14 protein-coding genes are annotated in these 17,218 nt (G+C 70.9%); 4 read left to right on the plus strand and 10 right to left on the minus strand.

The genetic code is table 11. From position 1 onward, the window contains the following. The 4 genes from G6045_RS14740 to G6045_RS14755 all read right to left on the minus strand — a co-directional run. Nucleotides 1-971, minus strand: a 971-nt coding sequence (locus tag G6045_RS14740) for a serine/threonine-protein kinase (RefSeq protein ID WP_328707779.1), incomplete at its 3' end; no start/stop codon positions are given. Between the two features lie 98 nt (nt 972-1,069). After that, nucleotides 1,070-3,310, minus strand: a complete 2,241-nt coding sequence (locus G6045_RS14745; protein WP_328707780.1) for a bifunctional serine/threonine-protein kinase/ABC transporter substrate-binding protein — start codon at nt 3,308-3,310, stop codon at nt 1,070-1,072. Then, nucleotides 3,307-4,116 carry a hypothetical protein gene (locus tag G6045_RS14750; RefSeq protein ID WP_328707781.1) on the minus strand — a complete coding sequence of 270 codons (810 nt, stop codon included), beginning with the start codon at nt 4,114-4,116 and terminating at the stop codon, nt 3,307-3,309. Before G6045_RS14750 ends, G6045_RS14745 begins: the two co-directional genes overlap by 4 nt. A gap of 132 nt (nt 4,117-4,248) precedes the next feature. Next, the gene (locus G6045_RS14755; protein ID WP_165332387.1) at nt 4,249-4,635 is read right to left on the minus strand and encodes a winged helix-turn-helix transcriptional regulator; all 387 of its coding nucleotides are present in this window, start codon (nt 4,633-4,635) and stop codon (nt 4,249-4,251) included. Nucleotides 4,636-4,736: 101 nt separating this feature from the next. On the opposite strand from G6045_RS14755, the gene G6045_RS14760 reads away from it, so the two are divergent. The 3 genes from G6045_RS14760 to G6045_RS14770 all read left to right on the plus strand — a co-directional run bounded on the left by G6045_RS14760 (nt 4,737) and on the right by G6045_RS14770 (nt 7,192). Further along, nucleotides 4,737-5,597 (plus strand): SDR family oxidoreductase, encoded by an 861-nt coding sequence (locus G6045_RS14760; RefSeq protein ID WP_165332388.1) that lies wholly within the window; start codon nt 4,737-4,739, stop codon nt 5,595-5,597. A 185-nt stretch (nt 5,598-5,782) separates the two neighbouring features. Next, nucleotides 5,783-6,685: an EamA family transporter RarD gene (gene rarD / locus G6045_RS14765; RefSeq protein ID WP_235967905.1), complete on the plus strand. Its 903-nt coding sequence runs from the start codon at nt 5,783-5,785 to the stop codon at nt 6,683-6,685. A gap of 54 nt (nt 6,686-6,739) precedes the next feature. After that, the gene (locus G6045_RS14770) at nt 6,740-7,192 is read left to right on the plus strand and encodes a VOC family protein (RefSeq protein ID WP_165332390.1); all 453 of its coding nucleotides are present in this window, start codon (nt 6,740-6,742) and stop codon (nt 7,190-7,192) included. Nucleotides 7,193-7,291: 99 nt separating this feature from the next. Here G6045_RS14770 and G6045_RS14775 read toward each other — a convergent pair whose 3' ends face one another. The 5 genes from G6045_RS14775 to G6045_RS14795 all read right to left on the minus strand — a co-directional run bounded on the left by G6045_RS14775 (nt 7,292) and on the right by G6045_RS14795 (nt 13,658). Then, entirely contained in the window at nt 7,292-8,623 is a 1,332-nt protein-coding gene (locus G6045_RS14775; protein WP_328707783.1) for an alpha/beta hydrolase family protein, read from the minus strand. Between the two features lie 319 nt (nt 8,624-8,942). After that, the gene (locus G6045_RS14780; protein WP_206343739.1) at nt 8,943-10,232 is read right to left on the minus strand and encodes a LolA family protein; all 1,290 of its coding nucleotides are present in this window, start codon (nt 10,230-10,232) and stop codon (nt 8,943-8,945) included. Nucleotides 10,233-10,437: 205 nt separating this feature from the next. Next, the gene (locus G6045_RS14785; RefSeq protein WP_165332391.1) at nt 10,438-11,400 is read right to left on the minus strand and encodes a CHRD domain-containing protein; all 963 of its coding nucleotides are present in this window, start codon (nt 11,398-11,400) and stop codon (nt 10,438-10,440) included. A 123-nt stretch (nt 11,401-11,523) separates the two neighbouring features. After that, the gene (locus tag G6045_RS14790; protein ID WP_165332392.1) at nt 11,524-12,534 is read right to left on the minus strand and encodes a polyprenyl synthetase family protein; all 1,011 of its coding nucleotides are present in this window, start codon (nt 12,532-12,534) and stop codon (nt 11,524-11,526) included. A 317-nt stretch (nt 12,535-12,851) separates the two neighbouring features. Next, a complete protein-coding gene (locus G6045_RS14795) occupies nt 12,852-13,658 on the minus strand; it encodes an HAD family hydrolase (protein ID WP_165332393.1) in 807 nt (268 codons plus the stop codon). 190 nt (nt 13,659-13,848) lie between these two features. On the opposite strand from G6045_RS14795, the gene fahA reads away from it, so the two are divergent. Further along, nucleotides 13,849-15,078, plus strand: coding sequence for a fumarylacetoacetase (gene fahA, locus G6045_RS14800; protein WP_165332394.1), 1,230 nt, complete (start codon nt 13,849-13,851; stop codon nt 15,076-15,078). A gap of 80 nt (nt 15,079-15,158) precedes the next feature. On the opposite strand, the gene recQ is transcribed toward fahA, so the two are convergent. Beyond that, on the minus strand, nt 15,159-17,102 hold the full coding sequence (gene recQ / locus G6045_RS14805; protein ID WP_165332395.1) for a DNA helicase RecQ: 1,944 nt from the start codon (nt 17,100-17,102) through the stop codon (nt 15,159-15,161). Between the last annotated feature and the right edge of the window lie 116 nt (nt 17,103-17,218).

Genomic DNA, 17,218 nt, shown 5'->3' on the forward strand with positions numbered 1-17,218 from the left:
GCCGCCCCCAGGCCGAGCAGACGGCGGCGGCCGACCGGTGGCCGGGGTGCGGCAGGGGCCGTGTCCAGCTGGGTCGGCTCCGGAACCGGCAGGGCGAGGACGCGGGCCGAGCGTTCGGCGATCAGCCGGGGCAGCGCGGGCGGCAGCCAGTCGGCGCCCGCCGCGACGGCCCCCGCGAGGCGCTCGCGTACGGCCGAAGCGGTGGGCCGGGCACCCGGATCCTTCGCCAGACACTCTCGCACGAGGGCCACCAACGGCTCGGGTACGCCGTCGAGTTCGGGCTTCTCGTGGACCGTACGGAAGAGGATCGTCGCGACCGTGCCCGAGCCGAACGGCCGGCGTCCGGTCACCGCGTACGCGAGGACGCAGCCGAGCGCGAAGACATCGCTGGGCGGGCCGATCTCACCGGCCCGGGCCTGGGCCTGTTCGGGCGAGAGATAGCCGGGTGAGCCGATCACCGAGTCGGCGGCCGTGAGCGCGGTGGCCTCGGCGGTGCGGGCGATGCCGAAGTCGATGAGGCGGGGGCCGTCGGCGGCGAGCAGGACGTTCGCGGGTTTCACATCGCGGTGCACCAGACCCGTCGCGTGCACATCGGCGAGGGCTTCCGCGAGACGCTCGCCCAGGATGCGGACCGTGCGCAGGGGCAGCGGACCGTGGTCCGCGACCGCTTCGGCGAGGGAGGGTGCGGGGATGAACGCGGTGGCCAGCCAGGGTTCGCGGGCTTCCGCGTCGGCCGCGGTCGCGGGCACGGTCCAGCGGCCGGTGATCCGGGCGGCGGCCTCGGCCTCGCGGCGGAAGCGGGCCCGGAAGCCCGGGTCGGCGGCGTGCTCGGCGCGGATCACCTTGAGCGCGACCGGCGAACCGTGCGCGGTGCGTGCGAGATAGACCACGCCCATACCGCCGGCGCCGAGCCGCGCGATCAGGCGGTGGCCGCCGATCTCGGCGGGGTCGGTGGGCTTCAGGGGTTCCACGGCTGCTGCTCCAGGGGTCCACGGCCGCTGCTCCTGGGTTCCACGGCCGCTCATTCAGGGGGTCCACGGGCGCCAGGGCCTGTCTTGGGGATCAGGCCCTAGCCCGACGACGGCGGCGGCACCGCTCCCACGTACCGGAAGCGCCCGTTCGCCACCTCGTAGCGGTGCACGCTCCACTGCGTGAAGCTGCCCACCTCCGGGTCGAAGCCGTGGGTCTTCGTCAGTCCCTTGTACGTGGACTTCCGCAGCCGGCGCGTCAGGGCCTCGCGGCCGGGCCTCTTGCGCCCGGTCGCCAGGAGACCTTCGATGATCAGGTTCACGGCGTCGTACGCCTCGGCCGCCTGGTAGCCCGGTGGATGACCGTAGCGCTTGGTGAACGCCTTGGTGAACGGCTCCAGTTCGGGCACGGCGGCCGGGTCGAGGAAGGACGCGGTGAGCTGCCAGCCCTCGGCGGCCTCGCCCGCGTCCTTCAGGAAGCGGGGGTCGAGCACGCTCTGCGGGGCCAGGCGCAGTCCGCCGAAGCCCGCGGCGGTCAGCTCGCGGGCGAAGACGGCGGCCGCGTCGGGCCCGCCCGCGAACACGAACCCGTCGCAGCCGGCGTCGAGCATGTCGGCGACGACCGGCCCGAACTCCTTGGTGTGGGCCGGGACCACGCGGGGATAGCCGGCGATCTTCGTGCCGCGCAGCTCGCTGGTGGTGATGGCCGCGGTCTCCCAGCCGAGCACGCCCACCGTGCGGTCCTGCACCAGACCGAGCACCTCGACACCGGCCGCCGCGGCCAGCGCCGCGTAGGGCTGGGCCACATGCGCGTCCAGGGGCCTGGCCTGGAGCAGACTCCGGGAGGCGAGGGAGGGGGTGGTCAGGTCCATGGCGCCCGGGGACACGGCGACTTGAGCGAGATAGCTCTCGTCGTACACCTTCAGGACCGCACGGGCCGTGCCGTCCGTGGTCGGTCCGATGACGGCGAGGATGTCCTGGGCGAGGGAGAAGTCCTTGGCCACGCGGGCCGCCCGGGTCGCCTCCCCGCCGTCGTCGCGCACGACGAGACCCACCTTGAAGGGCGCCTTCCGGCCGGAACCGGAGTCCTTGCCGGAGTCTTTGCCGGAGTTCTTACGGGAGTTGAACTGCTCCACGGCCAGGCGCGCGCCCTCCTCCTGCGCCCGGCCGGCCGCCTTGTGCGGACCGGAGAGGTCCGCCTGGAGGCCGATATGCCACCGGTCGTGCTCGGGTACGGGGTCCTCCGGGCCGCTGCCGGGGACCGAAGCCGCCCACGCGGCGACGCCACCGCCCGCGGCGAGCACCGCAGCGCCCGATATGAGGAGGAACTTCCGTCTGTTGGGCGGCCGTTCGGCAACAGGCGCGTCCTGCGTCGGCAGCTCCGACGCGTCGAGTTGCGTCTGCTCGATATCGGGCAGCGCGAGCAGCGCCGCGGCCCGGTCGGCGACCAGACGGACCACGGCGTCGGGCAGCCAGTCGTCGGCCGGGGTGTCCTCGACCAGGGCGTCGAGTCCGGAGCGGTCCGCCGGATCCTTGGCGAGCAGCCCGCTCAGGAGCGTGTGCAGAGCGGCGCTGATGCCGTCGAGGTCGGGCTCGTCGTGGACGGTGCGGTAGAGCAGCGCGTCGGGGGTGCCGGTGCCGAACGGGGGCCGGCCGGTCGCCGCGTACGCGAGCAGGCCCCCGAGCGCGAACACATCGGCGGGCGGGCCGAGTTCGCCGCCCTGGGCCTGCTCGGGAGCGAGGAATCCGGGGGTGCCGACGACCAGATCGGTCGCGGTCAGCGCGGTGTCGTCGGCGTCATGGCCGCTGTCGGCGACATGGCCGGTGACGTCAGCACGGTTGCCGTCGGCAGCTCGTGCGATACCGAAGTCGATCAGACGGGGGCCGTCCACGGCGAGCAGCACATTGCCCGGCTTGACGTCCCGGTGGACCAGACCGGCCGTGTGCACGGCGGTGAGCGCCGAGGCGAGCATGGCGCCGAGCGCCCGCACACTGCGCTCGGGCAGCGGCCCGCAGTCCGCGACGGCCTCGGCGAGCGAGGGCCCGGCCACGAACGCCGTGGCCAGCCAGGGCCGTTCGGCCTCGGCATCCGCCCCGGTCAGCGGCACCGACCATCGGCTGGTCACGCTCCGCGCGGCCTCGATCTCGCGCCGGAAGCGGGCACGGAACGCCTGCTCCCGCGCGTACTCGGCCTGGATCACCTTGACCGCGGCGAGCGCCCCCGACTCCGTACGCCCGAGATAGACCACCCCCATGCCGCCCGCGCCGAGCCGGCCGAGGAGACGGTGGCCGGGCAGGTAGGACGGGTCGGAGGGCAGGAGCGGTTCGACGGCCCGGGTCACTTGTCGCCTCCGAGTTCCAGCTCGGCGCGGACGACCATGGAGCTGAAGCCCTGCTCGACCGCCTGGTTCAGCTCCTGCTCGCTGCGGCCCTTGCCGCCCTTGATCACGGAGGCGACGGTCACCGGGCCGATGCGGGCCTGGGACCAGTTGTAGGGGTAGGGGCCGCCGAGTTGATCGCTGCGGTACTCGCCGTTCTCGGAGATCGAGTCGTCGGCGTACGCGTTGGTGCCCTGCCCGAAGGACATGCCCTCGGAGAACAGACCGGTGATCCGCTCACCGGCGCGCAGCTCCTGATCGGGGCAGCGCAGCGCCTCCTCCAGGGTGCGGGCCATCTCCCAGTCCGCGCCGTCGACTTCGCGGTGCACCGTGACGACGGAGCTGACGCGCACCGGGCCCTTGCCTTCGGCCGCGGGCAGTTCGCTGTACGTGGTGATGCTCGCGAGCACGTCCTTCGGCAGCGGCTCGCGCTGCCACACGCACTTCTCGTCGAGCACGGCCCACCGGGCGGGATCACTCTCGTACGGGGAGCGCTCGGTGTATCCCGGCCCGTACTGGTCCGGGCTCGCGGCGACCTTGCGGGCCAGTCGCAGAGCGTCGGCACGGGTGTGCGGGACGCGGTCCGGGTCCGGCGTGAAGGTGGAGCCCGGGGCGGGCTCGGGTGGGTCGCCTGCCTGACTGCCCGATGGTGCGGGTGAGTTGGGCGGCTTGGACGCTTGAGGCCCGTCCCCACCGCTGTCGCTGCAGGCGGTGAGCAGCAGCGCGGCCGCGCACAGCAACGCCGTACGCCCCAGTCCTCGATGCCCCACCAGACCCCCACACGCACACGCGTTCCCCAGTGATGCGGAGATCTTACGTCCGGTTGGTCGAACGCGTCTGCGTACTGCGGTTGTTCAGGAGGTCTTGGCCTCGCCTGTTCAGGAGGTCTTCGCCCCGCCCGTTCAGGAGGTCTTCGCCTCGTCGTACGTGGCCCGTGCCGCGAGCACCTTGTCCACGCTCCGCTCCGACCAGCGCGCCAGCTCCCAGACCTGCTGTGCGGCCTCCCTGCCGAACTCGGTCAGCGAGTAGTCGACGCGCGGCGGGATGACGGGCTGGGCCTCGCGGTGCACGAAGCCGTCGCGCTCCAGGGTCTGCAGGGTCTGGGCCAGCATCTTCTCGCTGACCCCGCCGATCAGCCGGCGCAGCTCGCTGAAGCGGTACGAGTCGTCGAGCAGCGCGGCCAGGACCAGCACGCCCCAGCGGCTGGTGACGTGCTCGAGGATCGGGCGCGACGGGCACTGCGCGGCATTGACGTCGGGCCGGAGATTCCTGAGGACACTTTCGCTCATGCAAGTACCTTACTTCAAAGTGGGTACTTTCGAAAAGTAAGTACCCGATCTAAGGTGAGTGAAGACCGCAAGGAAACCGTACGAACCTGGAGATTTCAGCCATGAGCCTCGTCGTCACCGGCGCCACCGGAAACCTCGGCCGTCTCGTCATCGAGAGCCTGCTCGACGCCGGGGTCCCGGCCGGACGGATCGCCGCCGTCGTCCGCGACAAGGAGAAGGCCGCCGCCCTCGCCGAGCGCGGCGTCGAGCTGCGGATCGCGGACTACTCGCGGCCCGAGTCCCTGGCCGGCGCCTTCGCCGAGGGCGACCGGGTGCTCCTGGTCTCCGGCAGCGAGGTCGGACAGCGCGTCGCCCAGCACCGGGCCGTGATCGACGCCGCGAAGAGCGCGGGGGTGGCCCTGCTCGCGTACACCGGCGTACTCGGCGGCCCTGAGGCCGACTTCAAGCTGGCCGACGAGCACAAGGTGACCGAGCGGGCGATCCTCAACTCCGGCCTGCCGTACACGTTCCTGCGCAACGGCTGGTACCACGAGAACTTCACGGAGAACCTGGCCCCCGTCCTCGAGCACGGCGCCGTCCTGCAGAGCGCCGGCGACGGCCGGGTCGCCTCGGCCTCGCGCGCCGACTACGCCGCCGCGGCCGCCGCCGTCCTGGCCGGCGAGGGCCACGAGAACGCCACGTACGAGCTGAGCGGCGACGAAGCCTGGAGCTTCGAGGAGTACGCGGCCGAGCTCTCCCGCCAGACCGGCAAGACCATCTCGTACGCGAACGTCCCGGGCGAGCAGCACCTCGCGGTCCTCACCGGCGCCGGCGTGCCCCAGCCGTTCGCCGAGATCCTCGTGGACGTCGACGCGGCCATCGCCCGCGGCCACCTCGCGCGGCAGAACGGCGATCTGGCCCGGCTCATCGGCCGCCCGACCACCCCGATCGCCGACGCGATCAAGGCGGCTCTCTCCGCCTGACCCCGCCCGCCGAAGCAAGGCCGGGAAGCCGGGCCTGGCTGTCATGACCGTATAGCGATACGGGCATGACAGCCGGGCCCTTGTCCCGCTACCGTCGAAGGGGTCGAGGTGCGAGACGAGGAGGGGCCTTGAAGCCGTCGGGCGAAGGGCGAGCGGGGCTCATATACGGCTTTGCTGCGTACGGGATGTGGGGCCTGGTCCCGCTGTTCTGGCCGCTGCTCAAGCCGGCCGGCGCGCTGGAGATCCTCGCCCATCGGATGGTCTGGTCCCTGGTCCTCGTCGGGCTCGTGCTCCTGGTGATGCGCCGCTGGGCGTGGGCGGGCGAGCTGATCCGGCAGCCCCGCAAGCTGGCCCTGATCACCGTCGCCGCCACCGTGATCACCGTGAACTGGGGCGTCTACATCTGGGCCGTGAACTCCGGCCAGGTCGTCGAGGCCTCCCTCGGCTATTTCATCAACCCCCTCGTCACCATCGCGATGGGCGTGCTCCTGCTCAAGGAACGGCTGCGGCCCGCCCAGTGGACCGCCGTCGGCATCGGGTTCGCGGCCGTGCTCGTGCTCGCGATCGGGTACGGGCAGCCGCCGTGGATCTCCCTGACGCTCGCCTTCTCCTTCGCCACGTACGGCCTGGTCAAGAAGAAGCTCAACCTCGGCGGCCTGGAGTCCCTCGCGGCCGAGACCGCGGTGCAGTTCCTGCCCGCGCTCGGCTATCTGCTGTGGCTGGGTTCGCGCGGGGAGGCGGCCTTCGGCGCGCACGGCGCCGGTCATGCGGCGCTGCTCGCCGCGACCGGCGTGGTCACCGCGCTCCCCCTCATCTGCTTCGGAGCGGCCGCGATCCGCGTACCGCTGTCGACGCTCGGTCTGCTCCAGTACCTGGCGCCGGTCTTCCAGTTCCTGCTCGGCGTCTGGTACTTCCACGAGGCCATGCCGCCCGAGCGCTGGGCCGGCTTCGCTCTCGTATGGCTGGCGCTGACCGCGCTGACCTGGGACGCGCTGCGTACGGCGCGCAAGAACCGGTCCGAGGCGCTGCGGCTCGCGGTGCAGGCCCAGGCGACGGCGCCCGTGCCGCCGCGGGAACCCGCCGCGTAAGCCGTTCGCGTATGAGGACTTCAGGTGTCCTACATGGCGGGTAGGACTGGTGGCATGACTCTGCACTGGAAACTCGTCATCGACGCCGAGGAGCCCCGGTCCCAGGCCGACTTCTGGGCGGCCGCGCTCGGCTATGAGCTGGAGGACCACAGCGCCCTGATCGGGCAGCTGCTCGCGGGCGGAGCGGTCAAGCCCGAGGAGGCCCCGGAGTGGAACGGCCGCCCGGCCTTCCGCGACTACGCCGCCGTACGGCATCCCGACGACCCGTACGACGAGTTCACGGGCATGGGCGAGGGACGGCGGCTGCTGTTCCAGCGCGTACCCGAGAAGAAGACCGTCAAGAACCGGCTGCATCTCGACGTGCACACCGCCGAAGGCCGTGACCGCGACGAGGAGGTCGCGCGGCTCGAAGCGCTGGGGGCGCGGGAGCTGTACCGGATCAAGGAGCCGATCGGCGAGTGGGTGACGATGGCGGATCCGGAGGGGAACGAGTTCTGCGTCGAGTGAGCAGAACTCCGAGTCCGGTGAGCTTCCCTCCGGTCCATGGCACGGGCTCCCCTCCGGTCCACGGCACGGGCTCCCCTCCGGTCCACGGCACCGGCTGCCTTACGGCGCGATGCCGACGCCGTCGATCCGGCTCCAGCGCCGCTCCTGCCAGGAGGTCATCGCGGGCCAGTCACGGCCGCCGTCCGGACGGGCCTCGACCCGGGAGGCGTACGAGCCGGGGCGGAAGCCCGCGTCGTAGAAGCAGCCCGTGCCGTACGTCGCGTCGAACCGCGCGCACGACTCGGCGATGGAGCGGACCGAGGGCCGCTTCCCGGTCTCGGCCCACTGCGCGAGCCGCGCCATGGAGTTGGCGTACTCCGCCTTGCTCAGCCCGCTGTGCTCGCTCTCGCGGGTGAAGGTCTGGACGAGATGGTGATCGCGGTCGGCCTCCTCCAGCGTCATCCGGTACGCCGACTCGTGCTCGACGAACGCCGTCGGGTCGTCGATGGCGTGTAGCGTGAGCACGGGGATCTCGACGTCACCGGTCAGATCACTGTCGTACGACAGGTCGCGCTTGGCGGTGGGGTCGGCCTCGAAGCGTTCGACCCCGGCGTTGAGCGCCTTGTCGTCGTGCGAACCGGAGTAGCGGACCCCGGCGTTGGAGAAGGGGTTACGGCCGTCGAGCCGGGTGTGCACGATGTCGCGGAACGTGAACACCGCGAAGCGCAGATGCGATTCGAGGGTGCGCTCCGGGAGCTTCGTCACGGCGAGGATGTCGTCGAGGTTGCGCTGCTGCAGCGCCGTGCGCTCGGCCGGGGCGAGGTCGTAGCCGGTGCACTCGCGCAGCCTCGACCGCATCCCGGTCGTGGTCAGCGTCGAATCGGCGCGCAGGCCCTGCCACAGGGGGTACTGCGGCTCGGTGGGGCGGGGCAGGTTGGCGCAGTAGTACTGGTAGACCACACGCAGATCGACCCGGTAGTCGTAGCCGCGCGAGCCGCCGCCGAGCACGCCGTTGGTGAGCAGCGCCGCGTCGTAGGGGCCGCGCCTGTCGCCGTACATCTCCAGGGCCTTGGCCGCGACGTTGCCGCCCCAGGACTGCCCGTGCAGGTAAGTACGCTCCGGTGCACCGAACTCGGCGACGAACTGGCGGCGCACGTTCTCCGTGTCGATCGCGCCCATCCGCGTTCCGTAGCCGCCGCGGCGGTACGAGGAGCCGGCCCACGCATAGCCCTCGTCGACCATGACCGACCAGCGGTCCAGGTCCTCGACGCTGCGCGCCGGGTCGGAGGCCTCGCCGAGGTCGGGGCCGCCGTGGGCGTGGACGACGAGGTCGCCGTTCCAGTTCTTGGGGATCGCGATCGCGTAGTACGCGCCGTTCGCGTCCTGGCCGGTGTAACAGGCGGCCTTGTCACCGATGTTCGCCGGGCAGGACACGGGGTCCGACTGCGCCACCTCGGCCTGCGCCGGGCCGGCGACGGTCAGGGTGCCGGCCAACAGGCCCACGGTGCCGGCGGCCACGGCGAGGGTCCGCCCCAGGCCTCCACGTATCCAAGCAGTTCTCACAACAACGCTCCTGACCTCGGTGGCACGCCGTCGTCGCGCCGAGCGCTGTGATGCTAGGAACGGGATCGCTCCCGCTCCATGGGTCGGGCGGTTCTGTTCATAGTGTGCGGACACGGAAGTCGTGGAGTGCGGACACGGAAGGGCCGGAGGGCATGCCGCCCTCCGGCCCGACTCGTTTGCCGTTACGGCTGCTTCTTCGCCGGTACGGCTACTTCGCCGCGTTCGCCGCCTTCACCAGCGCGTCCTTGGTGACCGCGCCCGCGTAGACCTTGCCGTCGTCGGTCATCAGGACGTTGATCAGACGGGTCTTGAAGACCGTGCCCTCACCGAACTTCCCGCTGACCTTGTCGCCGAAGGAGTCGAGCAGTCCGGAGACCCCGGCCGGCATGTCCTTCATCTCCTCGGAGCCTGCGTCCGGCAGGCCCTGGCCACCGGTGTCGAAGGTGGCGATGGTGCTCCAGCCCTCGCCGATGACCTTCATGCCGTTCATGCCCTCGAAGTCACCCTCGGCGTGCTTCCCGCTCTTGCCGAACTCCTTCTCCAGGTCCTTGAGGTCCTTCTCGACGTCCTTCGGAAGCTCGCCCTTGGGCGCGTCCTTCGGGACCTGCTTCTCCAGGTCCTCGCCCTCGGTGACCTTGGCGCCCTTCGGCAGCGCGAAGTTCGACGCGGCCGGCTTCGAGAAGTCGACCTTGGTGAAGCCCGCGTCGATGACGGGCTTGCCGCCGTCGCTGGAGTTGAGCGAGAACTTCAGCGGTACGTAGGTGTCCGCGTCCACATCGATCGTGATCGAGCTGATCGTCGAGCCGGACTGCTTGGGCTCGAGCTTCAGCTGGTACGCGTCCTGGCCGGCGATCCGCGAGGTGCCGTCGACGGTCACCTTGGTGGTCGGGTCGACCGCCTTGAGCGCCTGCTCGGCCAGCTCCTTCGGGGTCGCGGTCGGCTCGGCCTTCTCGTGGCCCTCGCCCGCGTCACCCTTCGTGTGCACGGCTTCCTTGGAGCCGCTGTCGTACGCCCAGACGTCGTCGCCGTTGTGGATCAGGCTGTAGTCGGAACCCTTGCCGAGGATCGTCAGCTTCTGCTTGTCGGGGCCGTCGGCGGCGACCTGCAGGTTGTGGGTGCCGGTGGCGAGTTCGAGCAGCTTGCTCTGCGGGTCGGCGGTGGCTCCCTTGCCGTCCTTGCCGCCCTCGTCGGCCAGACCGCCGAGGGAGTCGGCGAGACCGGCGAAGGAGGGCAGGCCCAGATCGGTGGTGATCTTCACGTTGCCGGAGAGCTGCTCGGTGTCCGAGGCGGCGATCTTCTCGATGAGCTCCTGCGCGCTGATCTTCGGCAGGTCCGGGTCGCCGGAGCTCGCGAGCGCCGGGACAAGGCCGATGGTGGCGGCTGCGACGCCGGCCACGGCAAGGGGCACGATGTAACGCGCCGCCTTGCGCCGGCCGTCGCGCAGGTCGTCGGCCTCGTCGCGTACAGGAGCCGGTTCGTAGGGTGCGTTGGGTGCCATGGGTGCCTTACCTCCGTGGTGCGGCGGGCGGATCACGTCGTCGTCTGTGCTTCTCCATACGACCAAATCGCCCGCCTGGAAGCGTCAGCCCCCGGACTCAACTCCATGTACTGCTGTGGGATGACATGGAGTGCGGTGGCAGTGCTCGACCCGTAGGGGGTGGGGGGACTGCGACGCCTTCTCCCCCACCCCGCAAAGGCTGAATTCAGTCCTGGATGAACACGTAATCCGCCTTGTACGGGACCCCCGCGAGGGCGCCCAATTCGCAGGCGCCGGACGGGGCGACGCCGCCCACCGTGTTGAGGCGGAGGATCTCGGTGGTGCCCGCGAGCAGGCCGCGGGGCTTGCCGGTCTGCTCGGCGTCGAGGTCCAGTTCGGGGATGTTGGCCGCGCCGTTCGGGGTCCTGGAGATCACCTTGGCCTGCACCGCGCTGCCGTCCGGGGCGATCCACTGCGGCGTACCGGAGTTCGGCGCCACGAAGGAGTGGTCGATCCGGCCGGCGAGCACCGCGCGGACATCGCGCTGCTGGAACGAGAGCGCCCCGTCCTCGCCCCGCTTGCACTCATAGATCTGCTCGCCCTTGACCACCGAGGCCTGGAAGTTGGTCAGGGCACGGCGGAAGTCGAACGGGTCGGTGACCTTGTGCAGCTGCCCGCGGACCGCGCCGCCCGGGAACTCGGCGGTGTGCAGATTCGCGTAGAAGCCACCCGGGTTGGACGTGAGGTCGTCCAGGAGGGCCTGGTCCTCGACGGTGACCGTGCCCGTGGCGCTGTGGCCCTTCGCGTACGACAGGAGCTTGGTGAAGTCGACCTTGATGCCGCCGTTGACGCCCTTGGCGCCCTGGTGGATGTGGAGCGCGGTCGGCTTGGCGGTGCCCCGCCACTTCACGGCGAAGGACACCTTGTCGCCGCTGACCTTCACGAACTGCAGGGCCGCGCCGTCCTTGTCGCCGACGGCCTTGCCCTCGTCGTTCGGCACCTCGTTGGCGCCGTTCAGGCTCGCGGCGAGGATGGTGCCGGAACTCGCCTTGTCCTGGCCTGCGTCGGAGCCGCTGTCCGCGACCGCCGGCAGGACCGTGACCGCCAGCGCGGCGGCCGCGACGGCGGCTGCGGAGCCGATCAGGACCGGACGACGACGGCTGCTGGTGAACGCACGCGTAGTACCCATGACAGAAATCCCCCGTATGCCGGCTGACACCCCCTGCGTCAGCTTCTGGGCATGAGTACGGAACGGGTCCTTGCCTGGACTCAATCCAGAAAAGTGACCCGTGTCACATATGCGGGAGGGGTCTCAGCCCGCGCGGTGGACCACCGCGTCGCACAGCTCCACGAGCGAGATCTTGGCGTCGCACTCGGGCAGCGGGGCGAGGGCCGCGCGGGCGTCCTCGGCGTAGCGCACGGTGTCGCGGCGGGCCTGCTCGAGCGCGGGGTGCACGCGCAGCCGGGCCAGGGCCTCGGCATGCCGGGCGTCGTCGGTGAGGTCACCGTCGAGCAGCTCGCACAGGGCGAGATCGTCGGGCCGACCGTACAGGGCGGCCTGGGCGCGCAGGAGGAGGACCGGCAGGGTCGGGATGCCTTCGCGCAGATCGGTGCCGGGGGTCTTGCCCGACTCGTGCGAGTCCGAGGCGATGTCCAGGACGTCGTCCGCGAGCTGGAACGCGACACCGAGGCGCTCGCCGTACTGCGTGAGGACGTCCACGACCGTCTCGTCGGCGCCGGACATCATGGCGCCGAAGCGGCCGGAGACCGCGATCAGCGAACCGGTCTTGCCGGCGATCACATCGAGGTAGTGGTCGACCGGGTCGCGGCCGTCGCGCGGGCCCGCGGTCTCCAGGATCTGGCCGGTGACCAGACGCTCGAAGGCCTCGGCCTGGATCCGTACGGCCTCGGGGCCGAGGTCGGCCAGGATGTGCGAGGCGCGCGCGAAGAGGAAGTCGCCGGTGAGGACCGCGACGGAGTTGCCCCAGCGGGTGTTGGCGCTGGGCACGCCGCGGCGCACGTCCGCCTCGTCCATCACGTCGTCGTGGTACAGCGTCGCGAGATGCGTCAGCTCGACGACGACCGCGGACGGCACGACACCCGGCGCGTGCGGATCACCGAACTGCGCGGCGAGCATGACCAGGAGCGGCCGGAAGCGCTTGCCGCCGGCGCGTACGAGATGCTGCGCGGCCTCCGTGATGAACGGGACCTCGCTCTTGGTGGCCTCGAGGAGCCCCTCCTCGACAGCGGCCAACCCGGCCTGGACATCGGCTTCGAGGGCCTGGTCCCGCACGCTCAGCCCGAACGGCCCGACGACGGTCACGAGGGGTTCTCCTGTCTGCTGACGAACACAAGGTCGGTCACGCGGCACTCACTCGGTCGATGACGCGGTTTGTCGATGTGTCGCTGCCATCACTCAAGTCAGCGTATCCGGTCGCGTTTCGATCACAGCGAGCGCCTGCCCGGTCGCAAGCGGCTCAAGCGACGGTCTTGTGGGCGTTGGGGCGAAAGGCCCGAAGTAAAGGGGAGGTAAGGCTCGATTTTAGTTCCCTTTGACCCTCCGTGCCCGGGCGCAAAGCCGCTTGCGCTGCGGCGAAGACCGGCCGATCGGCCGGCGCTCGGGCGAGTACCCACTCACGCTCAGGCGAAGAGCCGCTCCAGGACCACGGCGATGCCGTCCTCCTCGTTGGACGCGGTGATCTCGTCGGCCACGGCCTTGAGCTCCTCATGGGCGTTCGCCATCGCCACGCCGTAGCCGGCCCAGCGGAACATCGGGATGTCGTTGGGCATATCACCGAACGCGATCGTCGACTGCGGCCCGATCCCCATCCGCTCGGCGGCGAGCGCCAGACCGGTCGACTTGGTGACGCCGACGGGCTGCAGCTCCACCGTGCCGGGCCCGGCCATCGTCACCGTGACCAGACCGTCCGCCGCGGCCCGGGCCGCGGCGGCGAGCTCGTCGTCGGAGAGCGAGGCATGGCGCATCAGGACCTTGTTGATCGGGTCCGACCACAGCGCGGAACGGTCGGCGACGCGTACCGCGGGCAGCGTGGGGTGCGGCATCTCGTAACCCGGCTCGATGAGCATCAGGCCCTCCATGCCGTCCTGGTTCACCGCCGCGAAGACCTCGCCGACCTCGGCCTCGATCTTGCCGAGCGCCACATCGGCGAGCTCGCGGTCCAAGGTCAGTGAACTGACCATGGCGTTCACGCCCGCGTCATAGACCTGCGCGCCCTGGCCGCACACCGCGAGACCCCGGTAGTCGAGCTCGAGCAGCAGATGGCGCACCTGTGGCACGGGCCGCCCGGTGACGACGATGTGCCGGGCGCCGGACGCGGTCGCCCTGGTGAGGGCGGCGCGCGTGCGCGGGGAGATGGTGTCGCCGTGCCGGAGCAGGGTGCCGTCGAGGTCGGTGGCGATCAGTGTGTACGCGGATGGTCTTGCCATGGGCCCCAGGATACGGAGATACCAACAAACCAAGGAAAAGTGGACTTTGACCAAGGGGAGGACCTTGGTCCCCAGAGGCCCCAAGGGGCCCGGACGCGCTTGACCGCGAGGCCGGGCACACTCTGCCGCATGGCCGTCCGGCACTTGTACGGTGTGGCCAACCTGCACATGGAAAGCGAGGCAGCGTCCCATGCCCGAGCCCACCCCGCTCGACCTTCCCGAGGGCGATCCCTTCGGCCCGCACAATCTGCCCTACGGCGTCTTCTCCCTGCCCACCGCGAGCGGGGAACCGCTGCGCAGGGTCGGCGTACGCCTCGGCGACCGCGTCCTGGACGCCGGTGCGGCCGCACACGCCCTGGGCTCGCCGTATGCGTCGCTGCTCGCCCAGTCTTCGCTGAACCCGCTGCTCGCCGCGGGCCGCCAGACCTGGCGGGACGTGCGCAGGGCGCTGACCGCGTGGGTGACGGTGCCCGCGCACCGCGAGGTCGTGGAACCGCTGCTCCACCCCCTGGACACGGTCGAGCTGCACCTCCCCTTCGAGGTCGCGGACTACGTCGACTTCTACGCGAGCGAGCACCACGCGACCAACCTGGGCCGGATGTTCCGCCCCGACGGCGACGCACTGCTTCCCAACTGGAAGCATCTGCCGGTGGGTTACCACGGCCGGGCCGGCACCGTCGTGGTGTCGGGCACGGATGTGGTCCGCCCGAGCGGCCAGCGCAAGGCGCCCTCGGCCGCGGCGCCCGGCTTCGGTCCGTCGGCCAAGATGGACATCGAGGCCGAGGTCGGCTTCGTGGTCGGCGCCCCCTCGCCGATGGGTTCGCCCGTCCCGCTGTCCTCCTTCCGCGATCATGTCTTCGGCCTCTGCCTGCTCAACGACTGGTCGGCCCGCGACATCCAGCCCTGGGAGTACGTGCCGCTCGGCCCGCACGTCGCGAAGTCCTTCGCCACGTCGGTGTCCGCGTGGATCACCCCGCTCGAAGCGCTTGACTCGGCGCGTGCCGCGCTGCCCGCCCGTGACGTCCCGCTTCTTCCGTATCTGGACGACTCCGACGAGGAGGAGCCCGGCGGCTACGACCTGCGGATCACGGTCACCCTCAACGGCGAAGTGATCTCCGAACCCCCGTTCTCCGGCATGTACTGGTCCCCCGCCCAGATGCTCGCCCATATGACGGTCGGCGGCGCTTCGCTGCGCACCGGTGACCTGTACGGCTCGGGCACGGTCAGCGGCCCCGAACCGCACCAGCGCGGCTCACTGATCGAGCTCACCTGGAACGGCACCCAGCCCCTCGAACTCCCCTCCGGCAAGCGCACGTTCCTCGAGGACGGCGACGAGGTCACGCTGACGGCCTGGGCGCCCGGTCCTGACGGCGTGCGGGTGGGCCTGGGCGAGGTGACGGGCAGGGTGGTCGCCGGCTGAGCCGGGCCTGCGGCCGGCACCACCTGATCGGGCCACCGACCGCAGGCACCCGCCCCGCATCCCGGGCCGGGTGCCTGCGCTCACTCGTCGAACGGCGGCTCGTCCTCCCCCGCGGGCTGCGCCCCGGCCGCTCCGGCCCACTCGGCCAGCACGCCGAGCACCGCTTCCCCGTACGTCGCCAGCTTCTTCTCGCCGACCCCGCTGATCCCACCCAGCTCGTCGATCGTGGACGGTGCGGTGAGGGTGATCTCCTTGAGCGTCGCGTCGGGGAACACCACGTACGCCGGGACGCCCTGCTCCCGGGCCTGCGTCGCCCGCCAGGTCCGCAGCGTCTCGAACAGCGGCAGCAGTTCCTCGGGCAGATCGATCGCCGCCTTGGACTTCCGCTCCCCCTTCGACGACGATCCCCTTGCCGAGGGCGCCTTCTTGGGCTCCTTGCGCAGGGGCACCTCGCGCTGCCGGGCCAGGACCGCCCCGCTTTCCTCGGTCAGGACGAGCGTCCCGTACTCCCCTTCCACGGCGAGCAGCCGCTGCGCGAGCAACTGCCGCACCACGCCCCGCCATTCGGCCTCGGCCAGCTCCTGACCGATCCCGAAGACCGACAGCTGGTCGTGGTCGAACTGGATGACCTTGGCCGTCTTGCGGCCGAGCAGGATGTCGACGATCTGGCCGGTGCCGAACTTCTGGCCGCGCTCGCGCTGCAGCCGTACGACCGCGGAAAGCACCTTCTGCGCGGCGACCGTGCCGTCCCAGGTCTCCGGAGGCGTCAGGCAGCTGTCGCAGTTGCCGCAGGCCGGGCTCTCCTGCTGCTGGCCGAAGTACGCGAGGAGCTGGGCGCGCCGGCACTGGACCGTCTCGCAGAGCGCCAGCATCGCGTCCAGGTGGGAGGCGGCCCGGCGCTGGAAGGCCAGGTCGCCCTCACCGCTCTGGATCAGCTTGCGCTGCTGGACCACGTCCTGAAGGCCGTACGCCATCCAGGCCGTGGACGGGAGGCCGTCGCGGCCCGCGCGGCCGGTCTCCTGGTAGTAGCCCTCGACGGACTTCGGCAGGTCGAGGTGGGCGACGAACCGCACGTCCGGCTTGTCGATGCCCATGCCGAAGGCGATGGTCGCGACGACGGTCAGACCCTCCTCGCGCAGGAAGCGCGACTGGTGCAGCGCACGGGTCCGCGCGTCCAGGCCCGCGTGGTACGGGACGGCCGGAATGTCGTTGCGGCAGAGGAACTCGGCTGTCTTCTCGACCGAGTTGCGCGAGAGGCAGTAGACGATGCCCGCGTCGCCCGTGTGCTCCTCCTTGAGGAAGCGCAGGAGCTGCTTCTTGGGGTCGTCCTTGGAGACGATCCGGTACTGGATGTTGGGCCGGTCGAAGCTCGCCTCGAAGTGGCGGGCGCCGTCCATGCCCAGGTTCTTGGTGATCTCCTGATGGGTGGCGCGGGTCGCGGTCGCGGTCAGGGCGATGCGCGGGACGTCGGGCCAGCGTTCGCCCAGGAGGGAGAGGGCCAGATAGTCGGGGCGGAAGTCGTGGCCCCACTGGGCGACGCAGTGGGCCTCGTCGATCGCGAAGACGGAGATCTTGCCGCGGGAGAGCAGGTCGAGGGTGGATTCGAGGCGGAGGCGCTCGGGGGCGAGATAGAGCAGGTCGAGCTCACCGGCCACGAACTCGGCCTCGACCAGGCGCTGTTCGTCGTAGTCCTGCGTGGAGTTGATGAATCCGGCGCGGACGCCGAGGGCGCGCAGGGCGTCGACCTGGTCCTGCATCAGGGCGATCAGCGGGGAGATCACGACGCCGGTGCCCGGCCTGACGAGGGACGGGATCTGGTAGCAGAGCGACTTTCCGGCGCCGGTCGGCATCAGGACGACGGCGTCGCCGCCGCCGACCACGTGCTCGATGACGGCTTCCTGGTCGCCGCGGAAACTGTCGTACCCGAAGACGCGGTTCAGCGTACGGAGGCTGTCGCTCTCCGTGAGTCCGGGGTCGGCGTGGCCCGCCGGCCTGGCCTCTTCCATCACTGCGCTACCGCCCATCGTTTTGTCCCCCCGTGTGTCCTCGGCCGCTTTTCGACCACGCCCCTCACGATAGGGGTCCGCGCGGACAGTCTCCGAGTTATCCACAGGCCTGTGGACGGCCCGTCCGGCTTGAC

Source organism: Streptomyces mesophilus, from assembly GCF_011044995.1.
GTDB lineage: Bacteria > Actinomycetota > Actinomycetes > Streptomycetales > Streptomycetaceae > Streptomyces > Streptomyces mesophilus.